Raw genomic sequence first — 22937 nt, forward strand, 5'->3', positions numbered from 1 at the left:
TGGCTCCTTATTGGGATGGGGGTGATGCCGGAGAAAGGGAAGACGCCGCCGCGAAGCTCGCGCGCAGGTCGCCGTTGCGCGGCAGCCAGCGTCCGGCGCGGTCGCCAGTAGGCTGCCCCTGGTGGTAAGACAAGGCGCCGTTCACCCAGACGGCTTCGATGCCGGCCGCGGTCTGCACCGGCGCGGCGAAGGTGGCGCGGTCGATGACGGTGTCCGGATTGAACAGCACCAGATCGGCGTGATAGCCCTCGCGCACCAGACCGCGGTCGGCCAGGCCGAAACGGGCGGCGGACAGGCCGGTCATCTTGTGTACCGCCTGAATCAACGGGAACAGCCCCACATCGCGGCTGTAGTGGCCCAGCACGCGTGGGAACGCACCCCACAGTCGCGGGTGCGGCATCGGGTCGTTGGGCAGGCCGTCCGAACCCACCATCGTCAGCGGGTGCGACAGCACGCGGCGCACGTCGTCCTCGTGCATGTTGTGATACACGGCGCCGGCCGGTTGCAGGCGGCGCGCGGCCGCAAGCAGCGTCACGCCCCAGTCGGCGGCGATGGCCGCCAGCTTGCGGCGCGCCTGCTCAGGGTGGGGCACGGACCAGGTGATGTCGATGTCGAATTCGTCGGTGACCTGCTTCAAATCCAGCGTGGACGAGCTGGCCGAATACGGATAGCAATCGCAGCCCACATGCTGCAGGCGACCCGCGTTCTCAAGGCTGAACAGCACTTCCTTCGTGCGGCCCCAGTTGCCGGCGCCCGCGCATTTCAGGTGCGACACCACCACCGGCACGCGGGCGTGCAGGGCGATGTCGAACGCTTCCTGCATGGCTTCCAGGATGGCCGCGAACTCCGAACGCAGGTGCGTCGTGTACAGCGCGCCGAATTCATCCAGCGCTTCGGCCAGCAATTTGACTTCGGCCGTGTCGGCCTCGATGGCGGATGCGTAGGCCAGGCCCGTGCTCAGTCCGATCGCGCCATGCGCCAGCGCATCGCGCAACTGGTCGCGCATGGCCAGCACTTCGGCGCGCGTGGCGGCGCGGTCCAGGCGGTCCATGTGGTTGCTGCGCAAGGCGGTGTGGCCGACCAGCGCGGCGACGTTGACCGCTGGCCGCGCGGCTTCGATGGCGCGGGTGTAGTCGGCGAAGGTGGGATAGTTGAAGTCTTCGCGGCCGCCCAGCAGGTTCATGGGGTCGGGCGGGTCGGCCCGCAGCGACACTGGCGATGCGCTGATGCCGCAATTGCCCACCACCACGGTCGTCACGCCCTGGGACAGCTTGGGCAGCATGCCGGGCGTGCGGATAACGTTGGTGTCGTCATGCGTATGCACGTCGATGAAGCCGGGGGCCAGCGCCAGGTCCGTGCCGTCCACAATGTGGCGGGCCCGCGCGCCGGGCAGCGCGCCAATGGCGGCAATGCGGCCATCGGCCAGGGCCACGCTGGCGCGGTATTCGGCGCCGCCGGTGCCGTCCAGGACACGGACGTTGCCAATGAGGGTGTCGTACATCTTGGGTTCCAGGTTCAATCGCCCAGCGGCAGACGGTTCGGGCCGCCGCGGTGCTCGTCCAGCGCCAGCTTGATCCGGCGCAGGCGTTCGCGGTTTTCCTCTTGATTCAGCATGGCCAGTTCGGTCGACAACAGGTCGATGGCCAGCATCATCGCGTAGCGCGATGCCGAGGGTTTGTAGATGAAATCGGTTTCGTCCGTGCGAATCGGCAGCACCACGTCGGCCAATTGGGCCAGTTCTGACGTGGCGTCCGTGATGGCGACGATGCGCGCGCGGTATTGCTTGACGATGCGGGCAGCGCCGACGATTTCGGGGGTAAGGCCGGAGGCCGACAGGATCAGCACGGCATCGCGCTCGTCCAGTGTGGCGGCCACCATGCGCAGCAGCACGGCATCGCTGTAGACGGCGATGGGGTAGCCCAGGCGCACCAGGCGCGACTGCACTTCCTGCGCCAGCACGGCGGACGCGCCGCCCATGCCGAACACGTAGATCATCCGCGCGCCGTCGACGATGGCCGATGCCTGTTCGAACAACTGTTCCGTGAAGGTGGGCAAGTGCGCGCGCAGCGTGCTTTCGATGTCGGCGTAGATGCGGGCGTAGAACGTGCTTTCCTCGGCGGGCGCGCTGGGGTCCAGGAAGCGGCTGCCCACCGTGCTGGCCTGCGCCAGCTTCATCTTCAGGTCGCGGGTGTCTTCGCAGCCCACCGTGCGCGCAAAGCGCGAGATCGTGGCGATGCTGACGCCGGCTTTCGTCGCCAGCTGGTCGACCGTGGCGCTCGCGCCCCACATGATGTCGTCCAGGATGGCGTCCGCGACCTTGCGTTCAGTCACGCTCAATGCGTCCCGCCGACTGCGTATCTGGAAGACGATGTCGCGGATGATGTTCATGTGGGGTTCCTGGATCAGGTCTGGACGGGGCTAAGGTTAGCCTTTAGGCCAGCTCGGGGGCGCCGATGCGCGAACAGGCCACGAAGTGGCCCGGGCCCACGCTGACGGCTTGCGCGTCGATCGTCGCGCAGGTATCGATGGCGTGCGGGCAGCGTGTGCGGAACACGCAGCCGGACGGCGGATTGACCGGGCTGGGAATATCGCCTTTAAGCAGAATACGCGAACGCGGGGCGCGCGGGTCCGGTACTGGCGCGGCGGATAGCAGCGCGCGGGTATAGGGGTGACGCGGCCGGGCGTAGACCTCGCTGGTCGGCCCGCGTTCCATGACGCGGCCCAGATACATCACGACGACTTCGTCGCAAAGGTAGTCCACCACCGCCAGGTCGTGGGCCACGAACAGCATGGTCAGGCCCAGGTCGCGCTGCAGGTCTTGCAGCAGGTTCAGCACCTGCGCCTGCACCGACACGTCCAGGGCGGAAACGGGTTCGTCCGCCACGATGAAATCGGGCTCGACCGCCAATGCGCGGGCGATGCCGATGCGTTGGCGCTGGCCGCCCGAGAACTCGTGCGGATAGCGGCGGCTGTGATCGGCGTTCAGGCCCACGCGCTCCAGCAGTTCGCCGATACGGGCCGAACGGCGGTGCTGCGCCAGCCGATGCGTGTCCAGCGCTTCGCCCAGGATCTCGGCCACGGTCATGCGGGGATTGAGGCTGGCGTAAGGGTCCTGGAACACAATCTGCATGCGGCGGCGCCACGGCAGCATCTGTTTTTCGTTCAGTTTGGTGATGTCGTGGCCGTCGAACAGGATGCGGCCCGCCGTGGGCGCGAACAGCCGCAGCAACGCGCGGCCGGTAGTGGTTTTGCCCGATCCCGATTCCCCAACCAGGCCCACGATGGTGTTCTTCGGCACATCGAAGCTGACACCGTCCACGGCCCGCACCACGGGCGCGTTACGTGCTTGCGAGGTCGGAAAGTGGACTTTCAGGTCTTCGATGCGGACCAGCGGATCTTCGGCGCGCACGGTCACTTGGGGGCTCGTCATATCGGGTTCACCTTGATGCAGCGCGCGTGATGTTCAGGCCGCACGGCGATCAGTTCGGGCACGGCGGCGCGGCAGTCGTCGGCGGCCAGTTCGCAGCGCGGCGCGAATGTACAGCCAGCCGGCAGCGACAGCACGCTGGGTACGTTGCCCGGGATGGCGCGCAGGCGTTCGCCCGAGGCCAGCAGGGCGGCCGTGGGCAGGCAGGACAACAGGCCGCGGGTGTACGGGTGCGTGGGTTTTTCGAACAGGTCGTAGACGCCCGCATCTTCCACCACGCGCCCGGCGTACATGACAGCCACGCGATGCGCGATTTCCGCCACCACGCCCAGGTTGTGCGTGATGAACAGGATGCTCATGTTCATCTCTGCCTGCAGCCGGCGCAGCAGGTCCAGGATCTGCGCCTGCACGGTCACGTCCAGCGCGGTGGTGGGTTCGTCCGCGATCAGCACTGCCGGATTGCAGGCCAGCGCCAGCGCGATCATCACGCGTTGGCGCATGCCGCCGGACATCTGGTGCGGGTATTCGTTGACGCGGCGGTCGGCGGCGGGAATTTCCACGCGTTCCAGCATTTCGCGGGCGCGCCGGATCGCCGCGGCATAGGACCCGCCTTCGTGCTGCAGCACGGCTTCGGCGATCTGGTCGCCCACCGTGTACAGCGGATTCAGGCTGGTCATCGGCTCCTGGAAAATCATGGCGATTTCGGCGCCGCGGATCTTCTGCAGGGTGGCGGGCGTGGCGCGGGCCAGATCGTGCTGCGCGCCTTGGCGGTCGCGGTACAGGATCTTGCCATCTTCAATGCGGCCGGCCGGCTTGGGCAACAGGCCCATGATGGACAGGCTGGTCACGGATTTTCCGGAGCCGGATTCACCCACGATGGCCAGCGTTTCGCCGCGGGCCAGGTCGAAGGTGACGCCGTCCACGGATTTGGCGATGCCGTCGCGGCTGTGGAACCAGGTCTTCAGCCCTTCCACGGATAGCACGACGTCTCGGGTGCTTGCCGTCATGATTACAGCTCCTTGCGCAGACGCGGATCGAGTACGTCGCGCAGTCCGTCGCCCACCAATTGCAGCGACAACACGGACAGCACGATGGCAATGCCGGGAAAGATCATGATCCAGTCGGCCGAGCCCATGTACTGCTGGCCGGCGTTGATCATGGTGCCCCAGGTGGGGATGTCTGGCGACACGCCCACGCCCAGGAACGACAGCCCGGCTTCCGCCAAGATCGCGTAGGCGAAAATGAACGTGCCTTGCACCAGAATGGGCGACACCAGGTTGCGCAGCACGTGCACGGTGACGATGCGCCAGGTGGGTACGCCCAGCGCGCGGGCGGCTTCCACGAAGGGCAGCTCGCGGATCACCAGCGTCGAGGCGCGCACGATGCGGGCCAGGCGCGGCGTGTATACGATGCCCAGCGCGATCACCACGTTGATCAGCGACGGCCCCAGCGCGGCCACCAGCGAGATCGCCAGCAGAATGTCGGGGAACGCCATCATGGCGTCGATCAGGCGCGACACGAATTTGTCGGCCGACCGGAAGAAGCCAGCAACCAGCCCCAGCGCGATGCCCAGCACGCTGGACACGATCACGACGGAAAAGCCCACCATCAGTGACAGCCGGCCGCCGTGGATGACGCGGCTGAACACGTCGCGCCCGAAGTCGTCGGTGCCGAACCAGTGCGCGGCGCCCGGCGCCTTCAGCCGGTTCATGATGGACAGCTTGAATGGGTCGTAGGGGCTGACCCATGGCGCCAGCAGCGCGGCGGCCACCAGCACGACGATCACGATCAGGCTGACAAGAACCGTCTTGCGGGACACCAGCAGGCGCAGTACCTGCCAGCGGTCGGTTCCGGAATTCACAGTAGATCCGGTTGTCATTTCAGTTGCTCCACTTGCGGTGCATCGGATCGGGGCCGCGCGGAGCCGGCTTTGCCAGGCCGCAGGCGGCGCCCCCTTGAGGGGGAAGCGCCGCTGGCGCTTCGGGGGTGGGGCGCATCATTAGTAACGGACCCGAGGATCGACCACCAGGTACAGCAGGTCGATGAGTAGATTGATCAGGACGTAGATGGCCGCGATGACCAGCAACGCGCCCTGGATGACGGGATAGTCGCGGCGCAATACCGCCGACACCACCAGGCTGCCGACACCGGGCAGGCCGAACACGGTCTCGGTTACGACGGCGCCGCTGATCAGCAGGGCGGTCGTCAAGCCCAGCACCGTCAGGATGGGGATCAGCGCGTTGCGCACCGCGTGCTTCAAGATGACTTTGCTTTCCGGCAGGCCTTTGGCCCGCGCGGTGCGCACGTAGTCGTCGCGCAACACGTCCAGCATGCTGGCGCGGATGAAACGGGTGATCAGCGCGGAGTTCACCAGGCCCAGCACCACGGCGGGCAGGATCAGGTGCGACAGGCGCGTGGCCAGCGATGCGTCGGGGCCGCCATAACCGGATACCGGCAGCCAGCCCAGCTTCACCGAGAAGATCTGCATCAGCAGCAGGCCCAGCCAGAAGCTGGGCACGCTGGAGGTGAACATCGAAAACGACAGCACCGACTGGTCCAGCGTGGTGCCGCGCTTGACCGCGGAGAGGATCCCCACGGGCAGCGCGATCGCGCTGGCGATCAACAGCGACATCAGCGTCAGCAGGATCGTGGGCTCGGCGCGGTCCGCCAGGGCCGACAGCACCGGCTTGTTCATGAAGATGGATTGGCCCAGGTCTCCCTGCGCCAGCTTGCCCAGCCACGACAGGTACTGCATCGCCATCGGCTGGTCCAGCCCCAACTGCGTGCGCAGCGCGGCGATGTCTTGCTGGCTGGCCTGCGGGCCCAGCATCACGGCCGCCGGATCGCCGGGCGTGACGCGGATGATGACGAACACGATGGTCGCGACGATGAACATCACGGCCACCAGCCCGACCAGCCGGTTTAAAAGATAACGCAACACGATGATGTCCTAAAAAACGTCGTTCGGTGCAGGGAGACGGTTCGTTGGCGGATGAGCCGTAGGATGGGTGGAGCGCGAGAGTTTTTAATGAAGAACTCGACTGCCCAGCGCGCGCAACCCATCAAGCGGCGGTGATTGCTTCGCAACTTCAGCCACAACGCAACCGCCGCTTGATGGGTTGCGCGCGCTGGACGGCAATGTTCTTGCTTTGAAACCCTCGCGCTTCACCCATCCTACGTACCGCGTGCTGTTACTTGGGCGCCTTCCAGGCGTTCCAGAAGAACGGCCACGGAGCGGGCTTGGTGCCTTGCAGCGACGGGGAACGCGCAGCCTGGGCATTGAAGTCGCCGACCTTGACGAAGGGAATCTCGTCATACACGGCCTGCTGCACGTCGGCCCAGCGCTTGATGCGCTCTTCCTGCGTGCGCGCCTGGTTGAAGGCATCCATCACCTGCGCGCGGCGCGGCGTGTCCCACCAGCCCGGCGCATCCTTGGAGGGGAAGTCGATCAACGCGGGTTCCGGCAGGAAAACGCTGTGCGTAATGAAGATGTCCCACACGGCAGGGTCTTGGCGGCGTTGCGTCAAGGTGGCCCAATCCACCACCTGCATGTCCACCGTGAAGCCGGCGGCCTTCAGGTATTCCGCCGCCACCAGCGCCATCTTGTAATGGAACTCGTACTGCTGGCTGGTCAGGATGCGGATCTTCTTGTCGGCCACGTTGGCGCCGTCCAAGAGCTTCTTGGCGGCGGCGGAGTCGGCCTTGTTGTAGACCTTGCCGCCCAGCGACGTGGCCCACGGGTAGCCTTCCGGATACAGGTCGCCATTCAGCTTGTAGAAGTCCTTATTGCCGAAGGCGGCAAACAGCATGTCTTCTTCGTTCAGCGCCAACTGCACCGCCTGGCGCACGGCCAGGTTGGACATGATGCCTTGCTTGGTATTGAGCACCAGGCGCGGCCAGCCGAAAGGCTTCAGCATCACCGGGTCTGAACGGCCGCCCTTGAGCTTGTCCAGCGCTTCCACCGGCAGCGAGTCGACATAGTCGAACTGGCCGGCGGCAGCGGCTTCCGAGCGGGTGTTGGCGTTGCTGACCGGCACGAAGCGGATTTCGTCCAGGTACTGCTTGCGCGCGCCGCCATAGCCGTCGGGCTCGCCTTCGCGCTGCTTGTAGCCTTCGAAGCGCACCAGCTGGATGTACTGGTCCGGCACGCGGGCCTTCAATTGGTAGGGGCCCGTGCCGACGATTTCGGTCAGCACCGGCGCGATCTTGCCTTTGGGCATGATGACGGCCGCGGCGTTGTTCATGGCCAGCAGCGCGGTCAGCGGCGCATAGGGCTGCTTGAGCGTGATGCGGATGGTGTTGGCGTCGGGCGCTTCGATGCTGCTGATCACCTTGGCGGCGCCCTTGCCGCGCGTGGCGGTCTCGGTCCAGCGCTTAAGCGACGCCAGCACGTCCGACGAGTCCATTTTGGAACCATCGTGGAACGTGATGCCCTGGCGCAGCGGGATGGTGTAGACCAGGCCGTCGGGGGTAACGTCCGGCATCTTGTCGGCCAGCAGCGGAGTCAGGTTCCACTTGGCGTCGAAGGTGTAGAGCGTTTCAAAGAAATGCTGCGTCAGGATGCCCACCAGATCGGCGGTGCTGGTCATCGGATCCAGCGTCGGCGGCTCACCGATGGTGGCGACGGATATCGTGCCTCCCTTGACGGGCGCGGCACAGAGGGCGGGGGACGACAAAGCGGTCAAGCCAATTGCGCCGGCCGCGAGCAGGCTGGTCAGCCTACCGCCTCGCCGGGAGGGTCGGAAGTTCATGATTCTCTCTCCAGAGGGTCAAAAACAGGTTGTCGCGTGGTATCGGTCAAGCGCCTGAATCCCGGGTCTTACCGCCCCCTCGGGTGTGGCGCGGTGCGGCGGGCGGGGGCGTTCAGAAGAAGGTTTCGGCCACGTCGGTGACGCGGTACTGCTCGTCCACCAGCAGCACCTGACGCCACTTGTCGAACGTCAGGCAGGGGTGGGAAATATCGAAAGCGATCATGTCGCCCACCTGGATGTCGTCGCCTTCGCCGATCTGCATAAAGGCGTGCTGGTCCATCATGGCGGTCAGCTTCCACGTCCCGGGCGCATCGGCGGGCGCGTTCTGGCCGGGGCGGAATCGCAAGGCGGGCGTGGGCAGGCCGGCGTCGAAAGCCGCGTCGCGCTTGCCCATTGCGATGATGGCGCGGCCGGGTTCGGGCAGCGATTGCACGTAAGCCCAGACCTGCAAGGCGGGCAGCAGGCCCGGTTCCATCTTCCGTGCCACGGGGTTGTGCGCGTTGATGCGTTCTGCCGCCGAACGATAGACGCCCACGTCGTGCGACAGATAGCAGCCGGGGCGCAGCACCACTTCCAGCGGGGCGCCGATGTCCAACTGCGAAAACTCTTCAGCCACCACGTCGAACCAGGCCGAGCCCGCGCCGGAAATGACCGCAGAGCCGTTCTTGCGCAGGCGGCCGGCGGTGGCCAGGGCGCGCAGGGTGTCGGTGGCGCGGCGCAGGAAGGCGCGGATGGCGCCTTCTTCTTGCAGCACGCCTTCATAAACTTCGATGCCGGCCAGCGCCAGGCCGGGCCAGCGGCCGATTTCCTCGACCACGGCCTGCAGCTGCGCATCGTCGCGCACGCCCGTGCGCCCGCCCGTGGGACCCAGTTCGATCAGCACCGGCAGGGTCAGGCCCTGCTCGCCGAAGAACTGGCCCAGCTGGGCAGCATTGGTGGCGGAATCCACAATGCAGAAATAGGTAAAGGCGGGATCTTGCAGCAGGCGGGCGATGATGGCCATGTTGGCGCGGCCCACCAACTGGTTGGCCATCAGCACGCGGCGGATGCCGTGCTGGTATGCGGCCAGCACCTGCGGCGCCGTCGCCAGCGTGATGCCCCAGGCGCCGTTGTCGATCTGGCGCTTGAACAGGGCGGGGCTCATCGTGGTCTTGCCGTGGGGTGCCAGCTTGACGTGGTAGGCCTCCATGAACTGCTGCATCCACTGCAGGTTGTGGCGGACGCGGGCCTCGTACAGCACCGCCACCGGCAGGCTGACGTCTTCGTCCAGCAGGTTCCAGTTCAGGGCCGCCACGTCGGCGGTGGTACAGGACTCGGGAAACGCGCCCAGGCCTTTGCCGTTCACGTCCAACAGGGCTGCGGGGGAGGAGGAGTTCGTCATGGCGGGCGTCGGTTATGGAAAATATTTACGTCAAATTCGGTTTTTTTCATTATCGTGAAAGAAATTTACAAGCGGGAGCTAGGAGTTACCCGTAGTCGGCACGCCGGGCCAGTTGGCGCGACAATAGGAAATCCCGGGAAAAGCCGGAAAAAACCCACTCGCATAAGGAAAAGCCATGCTGAAAGTCGCTTTGGGCCAGTTCGCCGTCAGCCGCGTCTGGGAAGAGAACGCCCAAGTCTGTGTCGACCTGATGGAGCGCGCCCGCGCGGGCGAAGCCGATCTGCTGGTGCTGCCCGAAGGCGTCCTGGCCCGCGACATCACCGATCCGCAAATCGTGCTGAAGGCCGCGCAACCGCTCGATGGTCCGTTCATGACCCGTCTGCTTGCGGCCAGCCGCGGCTCGTCCCTGTCGACCATGATGTGCGTGCACGTTCCCACGGGCGAAGGCCGGGTCTGGAACACGCTGGTCACGCTACGCGACGGCGAAATCGTGTCGCAGTACCGCAAGCTTCACCTGTACGACGCCTTCAACATGAAGGAGTCCACCAACGTCACCCCCGGCACTGACATCCCGCCCTTGCTGGAAATTGCCGGCCTGCGCGTGGGCCTGATGACCTGCTACGACGTGCGCTTTCCCGAAATGGCGCGCCGCCTGGCGCTGGACGGCGCGGACCTGCTGGTGCTGCCGGCCGCCTGGGTGCGCGGCCCGCTGAAGGAAATGCACTGGGAAGTCCTCGTCACGGCACGTGCGCTGGAGAACACCTGCTATGTGGCGGCCACTGGCGAATGCGGCGAACGCAATATCGGTTGCAGCATGGTGGTGGATCCGTTGGGCGTCGTGACGGCGCGCGCGGGCGAGGCGCCGGCGCTGGTGTTCGCGGACATCGACCCCGAGCGCCTGGCGCATGCCCGCCGCGTGCTGCCGGTGCTGGCCAACCGCCGCTTCGCGCCGCCGGAATTGTCCTGAACGGCCGCGGGCCGCGGGGCCGGGCCCGCGGCGGCGGTCATGGTGTAATACCCACTTGAACTTCTTGCTGTCTTCCCTCATCTGCTGCCAATGAGCAACGATCTCTTCGCGGCCGATCCCGCCCATCGGCCTTACGTGCCCCTGGCCGAGCGCCTGCGCCCGCGCACGCTGTCCGACGTCGTCGGGCAATCGCACCTGCTGGGCCCCGACAAGCCCCTGCGCGTCGCTTTCGAATCCGGCCGTCCGCATTCCATGATCTTCTGGGGGCCGCCGGGCGTGGGCAAGACCACGCTGGCGCGCCTGATGGCCGACGGTTTCGACGCGCAGTTCATCGCCATTTCGGCCGTGCTGGGCGGCGTCAAGGACATCCGCGAGGCCGTCACGGTGGCGCAGGTGGCGCAAGGCCAGGGCCGCCGCACCATCCTTTTCGTCGACGAGGTGCACCGCTTCAACAAGGCGCAGCAGGATGCCTTTTTGCCCTACGTGGAAAGCGGGCTGTTCACTTTTATCGGCGCCACCACCGAGAACCCCTCGTTCGAGGTCAATTCGGCTTTGCTGTCGCGGGCGCGGGTGTACGTGCTGCAATCGCTTTCGCCCGAAGAGCTGCAGCAGCTAGTTGACCGTGCGGTCGCCGCGTTGAACGATGGGCTGGAAGAGGGCGAGGCCATCCGTGTGGAGGCCGACGCGCGCGAACAGCTGGCGGCCTGGGCCGACGGCGACGCCCGTCGTCTTATCAGCGCGGTGGAAGTCGTGGCCGAATCGGCGCAGTCGGCGGGCCGCGACTCGGTGGATGCCGCCTGGCTGGAGATCTCGCTGTCGCAGAACCTGCGGCGCTTCGACAAAGGCGGCGACGCCTTCTACGACCAGATCAGCGCGCTGCATAAATCGGTGCGCGGGTCCAACCCCGACGCCGCGCTCTACTGGTTCTGCCGCATGATCGACGGCGGCGCCGATCCCAAATACCTGTCGCGCCGGCTGGTGCGCATGGCCGTCGAAGACATCGGTCTGGCCGATCCGCGCGCCACCGACCTGGCGGTCAACGGCGCCGACATCTACGAACGCCTGGGGTCGCCCGAGGGCGAACTGGCGCTGGCGCAAGCCGTGGTCTACATGGCTTGCGCGGCCAAATCCAACGCCGTCTACAACGCCTACAATCAAGCACGCCAGTTCGCGGCCGAGCACGGCAGCGCGCCGGTGCCCATCCATCTGCGCAATGCGCCCACCAAGCTGATGAAGCAACTGGGCCACGGCAAGGCCTACCGTTATGCCCACGACGAGCCGCATGGCTACGCTGCGGGCGAACAATATTTCCCTGATGGACTGAAGCCTTCCTTCTATCGGCCGACTGATCGCGGCCTGGAGGCTAAAATCCAGCAAAAGTTGGCATTTCTGCGCGAGCTGGACGCGCAGGAACGCGCCAAGAACCGGTGATGGGCCACGCCCGTCGCTTTCCGCAACCTCACTGACATCACCATGCTAGACCCGATACTGCTGCGTAAAGACCTGCAAACCGTCGTAGACCGCCTCAAGAGCCGTGGCGTGTCCTTCGACACGGAACGGTTCAACGATCTGGAGTCTCGCCGCAAGGCCGTCCAGACCGAAACCGAGTCCCTGCAAGCCCGCCGCAACGCGCTGGCCAAGCAGATCGGTCAGTTGAAGGCGAAGGGCGAAGACGCCAGCGCCGTCATGGCCGAATCCCAGGCCGTGCCGGTCCGCCTGAAGCAGCTGGAAGAAGAGCTGGCCGCCTTGCAGGCACCGCTCAATGATCTGCTGATGTCGGTGCCGAACCTGCCGCATCCCAGCGTGCCGCTGGGCGAATCCGCCGACGACAACGTCGAGGTCCGCCGCTGGCTGCCGGGCGCCGCTGGCGCCGATGGCAACCCGCCGGCCCTGGCGTTCGACGCGCGCGACCACGTCGCCATTGGCGAACCGCTGGGCCTGGATTTCGACATGGCGGCCAAGCTGTCGGGCGCGCGCTTTTCGTTCATGCGCGGCCCGATCGCCCGCCTGCACCGCGCGCTGTCCCAGTTCATGCTGGACCTGCAAACGGGCACGCACGGCTATACCGAGTGCTACACGCCTTATATCGTCAACGCCTCGACGCTGTACGGAACCGGGCAGTTGCCGAAATTCAAGGACGACATGTTTGCCGTCTCCAAGGGCGGCGGCGATGACGATCCCAAGGTAGACGCGGCGGGCAACCCGTACGTGCGTGAAGACCAGTACCTGATCTCCACGTCGGAAATCACGCTGACCAGCGTGGCGCGCGACACCATCCAGTCTGCCGCCGACCTGCCGCTCAAGCTTACCGCCCACACGCCTTGCTTCCGTTCCGAAGCGGGCAGCGGCGGCCGCGATACCCGCGGCATGATCCGTCAGCACCAGTTCGACAAGGTCGAAATGGTGCAGATCACGCAACCGGACCAGTCTTACGAGGCACTGGAAGACATGGTCGGCCACGCCGAGCGCGTGCTGCAATTGCTGGGCCTGCCGTATCGCGTGATGCTGTTGTGCACGGGCGACATGGGCTTTGGCTCCGCCAAGACCTACGACCTGGAAGTCTGGTTGCCGGCGCAAAACACCTGGCGCGAGATTTCGTCGGTGTCCAACTGCGAAACATTCCAGGCCCGCCGCATGCAAGCGCGTTTCCGCAATGCCCAAGGCAAACCGGAATTCGTGCATACCTTGAATGGTTCCGGCCTGGCGGTCGGCCGCGCATTGGTGGCCGTGCTGGAAAACCATCAGCAAGCCGACGGCAGCGTGCATGTTCCGGAAGCCCTGCAGCCCTATATGGGCGGCGTGACGGTACTGAAACCCTGACGCTTTATCGCGCGCATCCTCCATTTGGAGGATAAAAAGACGGAGCCTCCGGGCTCCGTTTTTTTTTATCATGCGACATATTCCTGTCGCTTTTTCTGATTATGCTCACTCGCGTGTGTGCTTGATTTTGATGTGAGCAATTGTGTATTTTTAATATAAGGGCCGGATAGTTGCGGCACAATACACCCGCGTTCTACACGCTTCATTCACATATAAAACAAGGAGTTGTCCATGACTTCAAGAATGATTGGAGATTTTCGTGTGAGATGCTCTGTCGCTCATGAAGAAGAGCAGGGCTACCGCGTGCAGATATGGACACGCCGAGTCGGCGGTACCGCACCGGAAAAATGTTGGACGGTGCCGGGACAGGCGCCGTTCTCGGACTTGCACGAAGCAGAACAGGAAAGCCGCCAACTGTTCCAAGAAATCAATGGCGTGCGTTTCAACGGTGAACCGGAGTTTGCTCATGCGTCCGCATAATGGCTGGTGGCGGGCGTCGAGCGCGCCCCGCAGATGGATCGATCTTGTTCAGGAATCGTCGCAAGAGGCCAACAAGGCCAACGCGGCATTGCAGAAGCCGGCCGCCCTGGTCGGCAAACCGGTACAGGCTCCCGCAGCCTGACAGCGTTCCAGCGGGGCACCGGACAATGCCCTGACGGAACGGCATCATGGCCCAGGCCGCACAGGCTTCGGGTGTTTGCTCGCTCAAGGGCGTGCCTGGAACGTTGAGGCAGCCGGGCGATAAAAAGGCCACTCATTTGAGTGGCCTTTGTATTTATCAACGGCGCCAATCGCCGCGATCGTGCCCATGTCCGTGTCCACGGTAATGGCCGTTGCCGCCGTAGTAACGTTGCGGCGGGCCGCCGCGCCAGTAGGGGCCGCCGCGGTAATAGACCGGAGCGGGGTAGACCACCGGCGGGGCCACATAGACGGGGGCCGGGCGGTAGTAGACGGGCGGTGGCGGCGCCACATAGACCGGCGCGGGCGCGACATACACCGGCGCCGGATAGACCACACCCGGGATACCGATGGAAATGCCCACATCCACACGGGCCAGAGCGACGCTGGAGATCAGCAGACCTGCGGCACCGGCACTTGCGATAAGCCATTTTTTCATGTTGCACCTGCCTGCTGCATGACACAGCAAAGTTGAGTATTCGACGGCCCTATTTTCGGGCTTTCCGGCTCGCTTTTCGTAAGCGGGACGCCCTCAATAGCGACAATCCGCAACCGCTACCGGGTTTGGATCCAGCGGGGTGCTGCACTGCGGCGTGGTGCGTCCGCTCTGGTAAACACGCACTTGAAATCGATTGAAATCATGTGGAATGCGGTGAAGCGTGGATCGGCCGTTACACGCAGTCACCAAGCCGGCATGGTCCCCGGGGGGCTGCGGAGGCGCGCCGCGCTTATTCAGCCTGTTGGCGGCGGAATTCCACGACCCAGACCCACGGATTCGCGGCCCAGGCATGCGAACCGTAGCGTTCGCACCACGTTAGCGCGAACGCTGTTTGAAGCGGCACGCCCGGCAGTAACGCCGACGATTCATACAGTGCTTGCGTGCCCTCGGCGCGCGCGTCGGCTTCGGTCAGGTTTTGCAAACGCTGTATGCGCACGCCCACGATCACTGCGTTGGCGAACGGCTGACCGGCTTCATCGGTCAATATGATGCTCTCGCCGGATTTCCCATAGGGACAACGCACCCAGGTGGACGTCTTGCGCAGCTCGGCAGGATTATCGCGGTTGGGACCCATGGCCACCCACCGACCGGAGTCTTCGGCATCGGCATACCAGACAGTGGTGGGTTTAGTGGGCTGTGGCTTCAAAATGCGGCGGCTCTGCACTTTGGAGCCGTTCAACACGGCCTGTTTAAGCGGTTCGCTGAATTGAAGTGGCTGCCTTTTCATGCGCTCGCTATTCTCCTATCGATTAACCCCTGACCGTTTTTGGCAATGCGTCCAATCGATGTGTGACTCGTGCACCAGCTATTTTTATCTAGGTGCGGGGAAGTATGACCTGTCGTCTTCGCGATGTCAGGCACGGTTTGTATGAGTGTTGTCTTTTTGTACCGCCGTCGTTATTTGTATACTCAAGGCATGAATACAGACCTGCATGACCTCAAGCCTGGCTACTACTGGTACACCATGGCGAACGATCCGCTGGCCGTCATCCACATCCACGAAGACGGCGGCGCTTCCCTCATGGGCACCGACTACCGTATTGGCGCGGAAGGCGTGGCCGATATGGTTCGCCAGGGCGAACGCTTCTTCTGGATCGAACCCCCGCAAGTCTGATGCCCGAGGGGGTGTCGTAGCCGGCCGTCCTGGCCGGCTGCTTGCGCTTGTGCGGAACATGCCATGACCAACCTGCTATTGAAGAATGTCCGCGTCTTGCGCGAAGCTGCGGTGGACGTGCTGGTGCGCGCCGGCCGCATTGTCCGGATCGGCCCGGGCATCGATGTCGCGGCGGCCGATGTCGCGGCGGCCGATGCCGCGGCGGCCGATGCCGCGGCCGATACCCTGGTGGAAGACTGCGGCGGCGCGTTGTTGCTGCCCGGCTTGATCGAAGGGCATACCCACCTGGACAAGACGAACTGGGAATCGCCCTGGTACGTAAACGAGGTGGGATCCGCGCTGACGGACCGCATCGACAACGAGCGCGCCTGGCGGGCCAGCACCGGCCACGACGCGGGTAGCCACGCGCGCGCGCTGGCGCTGGCCTTCCTGCGTGAAGGCACCACCCGCATCCGCAGCCACGTCGACGTAGACACCGACGCCGGCTTGCGCCATCTGGACGGTGTGCACGCCACCCGCGAGGAACTGGCCGGCCGCGTTGAAATTCAAACCGTGGCTTTCCCGCAGTCGGGCTTGCTGGTTCGGCCGGGCACCGCCGAATTGCTGGATCAGGCGTTGGCGCGAGGCGCCGATGTGCTGGGCGGGTTGGACCCTTCCGCCATTGACCGAGATCCCGCGAAATCGCTCGATGTGTTGTTCGGTCTGGCGGACAAGCATGGCAAGCCCGTGGACATCCATCTGCACGAACCCGGCGAGTTGGGCGCGTTCACCCTGGACCTGATCCTGGACCGGGTGGCCGCGTTGGGCATGCAAGGCAAAGTGGTCATCAGCCACGCTTTCTGTCTGGGCGGGGTCGATGCCAAGCGGCTGGACGGCTTGCTCCGGCGCCTGGCCACGTCGGACACGGCCGTGCTGACCACCGCGCCGCCATCCCGGCCCGTGCCGGCCGTGCGTGCCTGTCGCGAGGCCGGCGTGACGATCTTTGGGGGCAATGATGGTATCCGCGATACCTGGACGCCGTATGGCAGCCCCGACATGCTGGCGCGCGCCATGATGATCGGCCTGCGCAACGACCTGCGGCGCGACGACGAGGTCGAATGGGCGTTCGATTGCGTCTCAGGCGCCGCTGCCCGCGCCTGTGGGTTCGCCGATTACGGCCTGACGCCGGGCGCGCGCGCCGACCTGGTTCTGGTGGACGCCAGCTGCGTGGCCGAAGCCGTGGTGACCCGCAAGCCGCGCCGCCTGGTCGTGGCGGGCGGCACGATCGTGGCGCGCGACGGCCAGGATGCCATCGCCTGAACATTTGAGCGCCTGAGTGCTGAGCGTTTGAGGCGCCAGGGTGCCAGGGTGCTAGGGCTGGGACAGGCCCAGCTCCGACTCGGTGAGTTCCACGAATGCCCGCATCAATTCCGACCGCACGCCGGCGCGCAGCCAGATCGCGCCCACCGTGCGCACCGGGCACGGCGCGGGCAACGGCCAGCGTTTGACTCGCGCCGGCGGCGTGCCGGCGGCGGCCCAGTCAGGTAGCAACGCCACGCCCAATCCCTCGGAAACCAGCTTGGCGATGGAATCGATTCCATCAAGCTCGAAACGCACGTGCGGCCGCAAGTTGCGCGTGCGCAGATAGTCGTCCGCCATCTTTCCCCCGACCACGCTGCGGTCGTAGCAGATGTAAGGTTCCCGCGCGATCACCGCCAGCGGGTCGCGCACCTTCATGTCGGCAGGGGTGACCAGCACCAGGGGTTCGTGCCGAAGATCGCGCCACGCGCAGGTCTTGGGCAGCGTAAACAGCGGATGCACCAGCAGCGCGCCGTCCAGTTCGCCCGACAGCACCTTGCCATACAGCAGGGTGGTGGGGGCGGGTTCGATATAGATTTCGATATGCGGGTGGCGGGCGACCCAGGTCCGCAGCACGGGCGGCATGATGCCGGTCAGCGCGGTGGGCGTGGCGCCCAGCCGCAAGGGGCCGGCGGGCAGTTCGGTGTCGCTGGCGGCCGAGCGCAGGTCCCGCACGTCGCGCAGGATCTGGCGCGCGCGGTCCAGGATGCGAAGGCCGGCCGGCGTGGGTTTGACGGTGCGTCCGGAACGGGCAATCAGCGCGCTGCCCACGTCGGCTTCCAGCGCCCGCAGCCGCTGCTGCACCGTGGCGGGCGTCAGGCCCTGGTGCCGCGCGGCCTGAGCGATAGAGCCCAGTTCCACCACATGCACATAGGTTTGCAGGAAGCGCGAATCCACGGCGGCAAGTCTCTTGGGAAGATGGAATATCCATATTCTAAAGATGCGTGACGATAATTGTTGTTTTCTTTGGCGAAGGGAAGAATACGTCCAGAGCATTCAGCCCGCGCAAGACCGCGTTGGCGCCGTCTGTCGGAATTTCCCGTTATCAAGGAGCCTGCCGTGCCCATTATTGAATCCATCGACGTATGCGCCGCCGCGGTGCCGTTGGACAAAGTCACCTCGTTCTCGAACCGCAGCGTCTCGACGCGGCACTATGGGCTGGTCAAGGTGCGTTCCACCGATGGCGTGGAAGGCATCGGCTTTTGCTATGTGGGCAGCGCCGGCGGCGCCATCTTCGAGGCGGCGGTGCAAAGCCTGCTGGGTCCCGTGCTGCTGGGCAAGGATTCGCATGCCGTTGAAGGCCTGTGGCAGTCCATGTACCAGGAGGCGCTGCTGCAAGGCCGCCAGGGCACCGTGATGCGCGCATTGAGCGCGCTGGACATCGCGTTGTGGGATTTGAACGCCAAGACCGCCGGCCTGCCGCTGCACAAGTTCCTGGGCGCGGTCGAACTCGAAACGGTGCCTGCTTACGCCAGCGGCGGCTACTACCTGGACGGGAAGACGCCACAGCATCTGGGCGAAGAAATGGCCAGCTATGTGGATAAGGGCTTTCGCGCCGTGAAGATGAAGACCGGCCGCCTGTCGCCGCGCGAGGAAGAAGCGCGGCTGAAGGCGGCGCGCGAGGCCGTGGGCCCGGACGTCGAACTGATGATGGACTGCAATAACGCCTGGCAGGACGTGACCCAGGCCATGCAGTACATCCGCCGCTTTGAGCAGTACGAACCCTATTTCATCGAAGAACCGTTCAGCCCGGACGACACCGATAGCCATGCCAAGCTGGCGCGTCTGACACATTTACCGATCGCGACCGCCGAAATCGGCTATGGCCGCTGGTACCACAAGGAATTGCTGGACAAGGGTGCGGCCGGCATTCTGCAGACGGACGCGGCCGTGTGCGGCGGCATCACCGAATGGAAGCGCATCGCGGCCACCGCCGCCAGCTATGGCGTGGTCGTCTGCCCGCACTGGTTCCACGACGTGCATGCGCCGCTGGTCGCGGCTACGCCCAACGCGCGCTACGTCGAATTCTTCTGGGACGACCAGGTACTGAACTTCCGCAAACTGGTTGATCGTCAGTTGACGCACAAGCAAGGGCGCGTGGTGTTGCACCAGGAGCCCGGCCTGGGCTTCGGGTTCGACGAGCGCATGGTAGAACGGTTCGGGAAGTGGGTCCGGGTCGGCCGTTAAGGCCGCACCGCAAGCAGGCAGTGCTTTGCTAAAACCAGCCGCCGGCCTACGGGACCGGCGCGAGGAGACAAGAATGCAACGCAGGCAATTCATGACCGGCGCCGCGGCGCTGGGGGTGGGCCTAGTCCTGCCCGCCGCGGCCCGGGCGCAACAGCCGGATTTGCCGTCCGGCCCCGTGAAGATCGTGGTGGGCTTTCCGGCGGGCGGCGGCACCGATGTGCTGGCCCGCTTGTTGGGGCAGAAGCTGGGCGTGTTGTGGAACATCCCCGTCATCGTGGAAAACCGCGCGGGCGCGGCCGGCATCATCGCCGCCGAGCAGGTGGCGCGGCAACCCAACGATGGCAACACGCTGTTGATGGCCCACGTGAATAGCCACGGCATCGCGCCCGGGCTGCAGCCGAAACTGGCTTATTCCGTGGACCGCGATTTTTCGCCCATTGCACTGGTGGGTAAAACGCCCACCATCCTGATTGGCGGCGCGTCGCAGCCCGCCAAGACACTGCCCGATCTGGTCAAACTGTGCCGCGCGCAGCCGGGCAAGATTGTGTTCGGCTCGGCCGGCGCGGGGTCTGCCCAGCACCTGGCGTTGGAGATATTCAAGGCGCGCGCCGGCATCGATGTGCTGCATGTGCCCTACAAGGGATCCGCGCCGCTGATGAACGACCTGATGGGCGGCCATGTGCAGTATTGCTTTGAAGGCATGACGACCGCGACGCCGTTGCTGCAGTCGGGCAAGGTGATTGCGCTGGCGCAGACCTTGCAGCAGCGTTCCAAGAGCCAGCCGGACGTGCCGACGGTGGCCGAGCAGGGCTACCCGGGGTTCGAAGCCAGTATCTGGTTCGGCATGGTGGGGCCGGGAAAGATGCCCGACGCCATGGTCCAGCGCATGAACCGCGACATCGACCGCGTACTGGCCATGCCAGAGGTGCAGGAAAAACTGGCGCAGGTGGGCGCGGAAGACGGCGGCGGCAGCGTGCAGCGCTTTGCCGATTTCATGACGCGGGAACAACAGAAATACGCGAAGACGATCAAAGACGCGAAGATCGTCGTCGAAAGCTGAAGCGGCGCACCGCTCGCGACGCGGCTTAGCGCGCGTCCGGGTCCACCCAGCCCGCCATTGCCGAGATCGAACGCGCTTTCTCGCGCAGCAGACGCGCAGTGCCGGATTCCAGTTCATCATCGATGGCGCCCACCGGCCCCATCAGGGTGATGGCGGCGGTCATTTCGCCCAGCATGTCGAAGATGGGCGCCGACAGGGACGTGAAGTGGGGCAGCAACGCGTGGCGGCAACGGCTGATGTGATGCTTCCGGACCTCGTCGCGGATCGTTTGCACGTCTTTGGCCGTATAGGAATTGCCTGGCGCGCCGCCATGGCTTTCCGGCACCGCCGAGGCCAACTCTTGCTCTAGCAGGTCTCGGGTCAGGGCATCCGGCAGATGAGCCAGGAAGTTGCGGCCCAGGGCGGACGACAGCAAGGGCATCACGCTGCCCACGCGTAGCTCCAGCAACGGGCGGCTGCGGCTGCCTTCCACCCGGTAGACGATCGTGGGGCCCTTGTTGCCCCATACCCCCAGGAACACGGTGTGCCCGGTGACGGCCGCCACCTCGGCCATGATGGGCCGCGCCGTGGTGAACACGTCGAACTGCTCCAGGGCCGCCAGGCCCAGCCGCAAGGCATAGGGCCCGAGACCATAGTGGCCGGTGTCCGCATGCTGCTGCACCACGCCCACTTTCTGGAAACTGACCAAGTAATAGTGCACGTTCGGCACGGTCAGTTCACAGGCGTCGGCGATTTCCTTCAAGGGCATCGGGCGGCCGGTCTTGCGGATTACGTCCAGGATCCGGAACCCCACTTCGATCGACTGGATGCCTCGGCGCGCCGCGATCGGCGCCTGTTCCGCGTTCTTTTCAACTTTGCCGGCGGGCCTTGCCATCACTGTCTCCACGGTGTCTTTGGCGGCAGTGTAGCAGCGGCCGCGCGGCGTTCCGGCCGATGGCGGGGACGGGTTTTCCGGGTTTCCCCCAGCTATGTTGCACTGCGGTTCAAGTTTGATAATAGTTAATGAATACAGCAGTATCAATTAAAAACGACCGGGGAATGCAAGCATGGAAGCTAACGTCGCAATGCAGCGGATAGACGCCGGGCCGGCGCTCAGCAGGAAAGAGGAACGCCAGGTGGTGGTGGCCTCGACGCTGGGAACGTTGTTCGAGTGGTATGACTTTTTCATCTACGGGACCTTGGCCGTCTTCATGAGCCAGGTGCTGTTTCCGCAGGACAACCCCACGGTGGCGCTGCTTGCCGCACTGGGCGCGCTGGCGGTGGGCTTCATCATCCGTCCGCTGGGCGCGGTGATGTTCGGCTATCTGGGCGACAAGTGGGGCCGCAAGTACACCTTCTTGATCACCGTCGTGATGATGGGCGGCGCCACCGTGCTGATAGGCTGCCTGCCCACCTACGAATCGGCGGGCCACCTGTCGTGGATTCTGCTGCTGACGCTGCGCGTCATCCAGGGCTTGGCCGTGGGTGGCGAATACGGCGGCGCCGTGATCTACGTGGCCGAGCATTGCGAGCCCAAGCGCCGCGGCCTCTTGACCGGCTGGATCCAGATCACCTCGTCGGCCGGCCTGATCCTGTCGCTGGTCGTCATTTTGTGCACGCAGGCGGCCATGAGCGCCGAGGATTTCCGGCAATGGGGCTGGCGCCTGCCGTTCATCCTGTCGATCGTGATGCTGGCCATTTCGATCTATGTGCGTGCCAAGCTGCATGAATCGCCCGTCTTCACGCGCATGAAGCAGCAAAACCGCCTGTCGAAGAACCCGATCAAGGAAACGTTCGGCCAATGGTCCAGCCTGCGGCTGGTGCTGCTGGCGCTGATCGGCGTGACCGCCGGCCAGGGCGCAACCTACTTCACGGGGCAGTTCTACGTGATGATCTTCCTGCAGCAGGCGGTGCAGATCGACCAGACCAGCGTCTACACGCTGATCCTGATCGGCTTCATCATCGGCGCCCCGACCTTCGTGTTGTTCGGCTGGCTGTCCGATCGGATCGGCCGCAAGTGGATCATGATGGCGGGCCTGTTCATTGCCGCCATCGGCTACCACTCCATGTTCGATGTGCTGCTGAAGGCCGGCAACCCGGCCCTGGCCCAAGCCATGCAGAGCACGCCGGTTCGCGTGCACGCCGACACGAGCGGCGGCGCCTGCGACTTCGGCTTGCAGGCCGCGATGATCGGCAGCCATGCCGACCATAAGAAAGTATGCGTGCAGGCCAAGAAATTCCTGGTCGGTAAGGGCATCAACTTCGAATACGCGGCCCCGCTGCTTGGCCAGGACATCGCCATGAGCGTGGGCGGCGTCACCGTCAACGGCTTCGACCGCGCCGGCTATGCCCGCGCGCTGACGGCCGCCGGCTACCCGGACCGCGCCGACCCCGCTCGCGTCGACCGCGCCACCATCATCCTGATCCTGGTGCTGATGACGGCCGTCGTCGCGATGGTCTACGGACCGGTCGCGTCCTATCTGGTCGAACTGTTCCCGGCCCGCATCCGCTATACCGCGCTATCCTTCCCGTACCACATCGGCGCCGGCATCTTCGGCGGGATCGTGCCGTTCACCGCGACGTATCTGGCGCAGGCCAGCGGCAATATCTTTGGCGGCCTGATGTATCCGGTGACCGTGATGGTCGTGGTGGGCGTGATCGGCAGCCTGTTCCTGCCGAACACCCGCGCCCAGGCCATCGACGAAGATCCCAACCATTAAAAGAGCGAGGAGAAAC

Annotated in this window: 22 protein-coding genes; 10 read left to right on the plus strand and 12 right to left on the minus strand. The window is 65.0% G+C overall.

Annotation, left to right across the window (positions count from 1 at the left end; genetic code table 11):
- Nucleotides 1-7: 7 nt before the first annotated feature.
- From ACI0FO_RS01470 to ACI0FO_RS01505, 8 genes are all read right to left on the minus strand, one after another.
- The gene (locus tag ACI0FO_RS01470; protein WP_416023593.1) at nucleotides 8-1501 is read right to left on the minus strand and encodes an N-acyl-D-amino-acid deacylase family protein; all 1494 of its coding nucleotides are present in this window, start codon (nucleotides 1499-1501) and stop codon (nucleotides 8-10) included.
- Nucleotides 1502-1515: 14 nt separating this feature from the next.
- Complete coding sequence (locus ACI0FO_RS01475) at nucleotides 1516-2388, minus strand: MurR/RpiR family transcriptional regulator (RefSeq protein ID WP_416023594.1); 873 nt, start codon at nucleotides 2386-2388, stop codon at nucleotides 1516-1518.
- A 43-nt stretch (nucleotides 2389-2431) separates the two neighbouring features.
- Nucleotides 2432-3430: an ABC transporter ATP-binding protein gene (locus ACI0FO_RS01480; protein ID WP_416023596.1), complete on the minus strand. Its 999-nt coding sequence runs from the start codon at nucleotides 3428-3430 to the stop codon at nucleotides 2432-2434.
- Entirely contained in the window at nucleotides 3427-4434 is a 1008-nt protein-coding gene (locus tag ACI0FO_RS01485; RefSeq protein WP_416023598.1) for an ABC transporter ATP-binding protein, read from the minus strand. The genes ACI0FO_RS01480 and ACI0FO_RS01485 overlap by 4 nt, the downstream gene beginning before the upstream one ends.
- A 2-nt stretch (nucleotides 4435-4436) precedes the next feature.
- Nucleotides 4437-5306, minus strand: coding sequence for an ABC transporter permease (locus ACI0FO_RS01490; RefSeq protein WP_416023600.1), 870 nt, complete (start codon nucleotides 5304-5306; stop codon nucleotides 4437-4439).
- A 120-nt stretch (nucleotides 5307-5426) separates the two neighbouring features.
- Nucleotides 5427-6368, minus strand: a complete 942-nt coding sequence (locus tag ACI0FO_RS01495) for an ABC transporter permease (protein ID WP_105555287.1) — start codon at nucleotides 6366-6368, stop codon at nucleotides 5427-5429.
- A 250-nt stretch (nucleotides 6369-6618) separates the two neighbouring features.
- Nucleotides 6619-8178: an ABC transporter substrate-binding protein gene (locus tag ACI0FO_RS01500; RefSeq protein ID WP_416023603.1), complete on the minus strand. Its 1560-nt coding sequence runs from the start codon at nucleotides 8176-8178 to the stop codon at nucleotides 6619-6621.
- Between the two features lie 112 nt (nucleotides 8179-8290).
- Nucleotides 8291-9559, minus strand: coding sequence for an amino acid deaminase (locus ACI0FO_RS01505; RefSeq protein WP_416023604.1), 1269 nt, complete (start codon nucleotides 9557-9559; stop codon nucleotides 8291-8293).
- A 175-nt stretch (nucleotides 9560-9734) separates the two neighbouring features.
- On the opposite strand from ACI0FO_RS01505, the gene ACI0FO_RS01510 reads away from it, so the two are divergent.
- The 5 genes from ACI0FO_RS01510 to ACI0FO_RS01530 all read left to right on the plus strand — a co-directional run bounded on the left by ACI0FO_RS01510 (nucleotide 9735) and on the right by ACI0FO_RS01530 (nucleotide 13968).
- Complete coding sequence (locus ACI0FO_RS01510) at nucleotides 9735-10526, plus strand: deaminated glutathione amidase (protein ID WP_416023606.1); 792 nt, start codon at nucleotides 9735-9737, stop codon at nucleotides 10524-10526.
- Nucleotides 10527-10616: 90 nt separating this feature from the next.
- A complete protein-coding gene (locus ACI0FO_RS01515) occupies nucleotides 10617-11957 on the plus strand; it encodes a replication-associated recombination protein A (RefSeq protein WP_105555283.1) in 1341 nt (446 codons plus the stop codon).
- Nucleotides 11958-11999: 42 nt separating this feature from the next.
- Nucleotides 12000-13346: a serine--tRNA ligase gene (serS, locus tag ACI0FO_RS01520; RefSeq protein ID WP_416023607.1), complete on the plus strand. Its 1347-nt coding sequence runs from the start codon at nucleotides 12000-12002 to the stop codon at nucleotides 13344-13346.
- Between the two features lie 231 nt (nucleotides 13347-13577).
- Nucleotides 13578-13826, plus strand: coding sequence for a hypothetical protein (locus ACI0FO_RS01525; protein ID WP_169270565.1), 249 nt, complete (start codon nucleotides 13578-13580; stop codon nucleotides 13824-13826).
- Nucleotides 13813-13968 (plus strand): hypothetical protein, encoded by a 156-nt coding sequence (locus tag ACI0FO_RS01530; RefSeq protein ID WP_416023609.1) that lies wholly within the window; start codon nucleotides 13813-13815, stop codon nucleotides 13966-13968. The genes ACI0FO_RS01525 and ACI0FO_RS01530 overlap by 14 nt, the downstream gene beginning before the upstream one ends.
- 156 nt (nucleotides 13969-14124) lie before the next feature.
- Here the strand turns inward: ACI0FO_RS01530 and ACI0FO_RS01535 are convergent, their stop codons facing one another.
- Nucleotides 14125-14463, minus strand: a complete 339-nt coding sequence (locus ACI0FO_RS01535; protein WP_416023611.1) for a virulence factor — start codon at nucleotides 14461-14463, stop codon at nucleotides 14125-14127.
- A 289-nt stretch (nucleotides 14464-14752) separates the two neighbouring features.
- Complete coding sequence (locus ACI0FO_RS01540) at nucleotides 14753-15250, minus strand: ASCH domain-containing protein (RefSeq protein WP_416023612.1); 498 nt, start codon at nucleotides 15248-15250, stop codon at nucleotides 14753-14755.
- A gap of 189 nt (nucleotides 15251-15439) precedes the next feature.
- On the opposite strand from ACI0FO_RS01540, the gene ACI0FO_RS01545 reads away from it, so the two are divergent.
- Together ACI0FO_RS01545 and ACI0FO_RS01550 are read left to right on the plus strand one after the other, a co-directional pair.
- Complete coding sequence (locus ACI0FO_RS01545; protein WP_332007479.1) at nucleotides 15440-15637, plus strand: hypothetical protein; 198 nt, start codon at nucleotides 15440-15442, stop codon at nucleotides 15635-15637.
- A gap of 63 nt (nucleotides 15638-15700) precedes the next feature.
- Nucleotides 15701-16936: an amidohydrolase family protein gene (locus tag ACI0FO_RS01550; RefSeq protein ID WP_416023613.1), complete on the plus strand. Its 1236-nt coding sequence runs from the start codon at nucleotides 15701-15703 to the stop codon at nucleotides 16934-16936.
- 51 nt (nucleotides 16937-16987) lie between these two features.
- On the opposite strand, the gene ACI0FO_RS01555 is transcribed toward ACI0FO_RS01550, so the two are convergent.
- Nucleotides 16988-17872: a LysR family transcriptional regulator gene (locus ACI0FO_RS01555; protein WP_416023615.1), complete on the minus strand. Its 885-nt coding sequence runs from the start codon at nucleotides 17870-17872 to the stop codon at nucleotides 16988-16990.
- A 162-nt stretch (nucleotides 17873-18034) separates the two neighbouring features.
- Between ACI0FO_RS01555 and ACI0FO_RS01560 the strand changes: the two genes are divergently transcribed.
- Together ACI0FO_RS01560 and ACI0FO_RS01565 are read left to right on the plus strand one after the other, a co-directional pair.
- Nucleotides 18035-19162: a mandelate racemase/muconate lactonizing enzyme family protein gene (locus tag ACI0FO_RS01560; protein ID WP_416023617.1), complete on the plus strand. Its 1128-nt coding sequence runs from the start codon at nucleotides 18035-18037 to the stop codon at nucleotides 19160-19162.
- A 73-nt stretch (nucleotides 19163-19235) separates the two neighbouring features.
- Entirely contained in the window at nucleotides 19236-20222 is a 987-nt protein-coding gene (locus ACI0FO_RS01565; protein WP_416023619.1) for a Bug family tripartite tricarboxylate transporter substrate binding protein, read from the plus strand.
- Nucleotides 20223-20247: 25 nt separating this feature from the next.
- Here the strand turns inward: ACI0FO_RS01565 and ACI0FO_RS01570 are convergent, their stop codons facing one another.
- Nucleotides 20248-21096, minus strand: coding sequence for an IclR family transcriptional regulator (locus ACI0FO_RS01570; protein ID WP_416023620.1), 849 nt, complete (start codon nucleotides 21094-21096; stop codon nucleotides 20248-20250).
- 172 nt (nucleotides 21097-21268) lie between these two features.
- Between ACI0FO_RS01570 and ACI0FO_RS01575 the strand changes: the two genes are divergently transcribed.
- On the plus strand, nucleotides 21269-22921 hold the full coding sequence (locus tag ACI0FO_RS01575) for an MFS transporter (protein ID WP_416023622.1): 1653 nt from the start codon (nucleotides 21269-21271) through the stop codon (nucleotides 22919-22921).
- Nucleotides 22922-22937: the final 16 nt, after the last annotated feature.

This window comes from Achromobacter marplatensis (assembly GCF_049060505.1).
GTDB lineage: Bacteria > Pseudomonadota > Gammaproteobacteria > Burkholderiales > Burkholderiaceae_B > Achromobacter > Achromobacter marplatensis_A.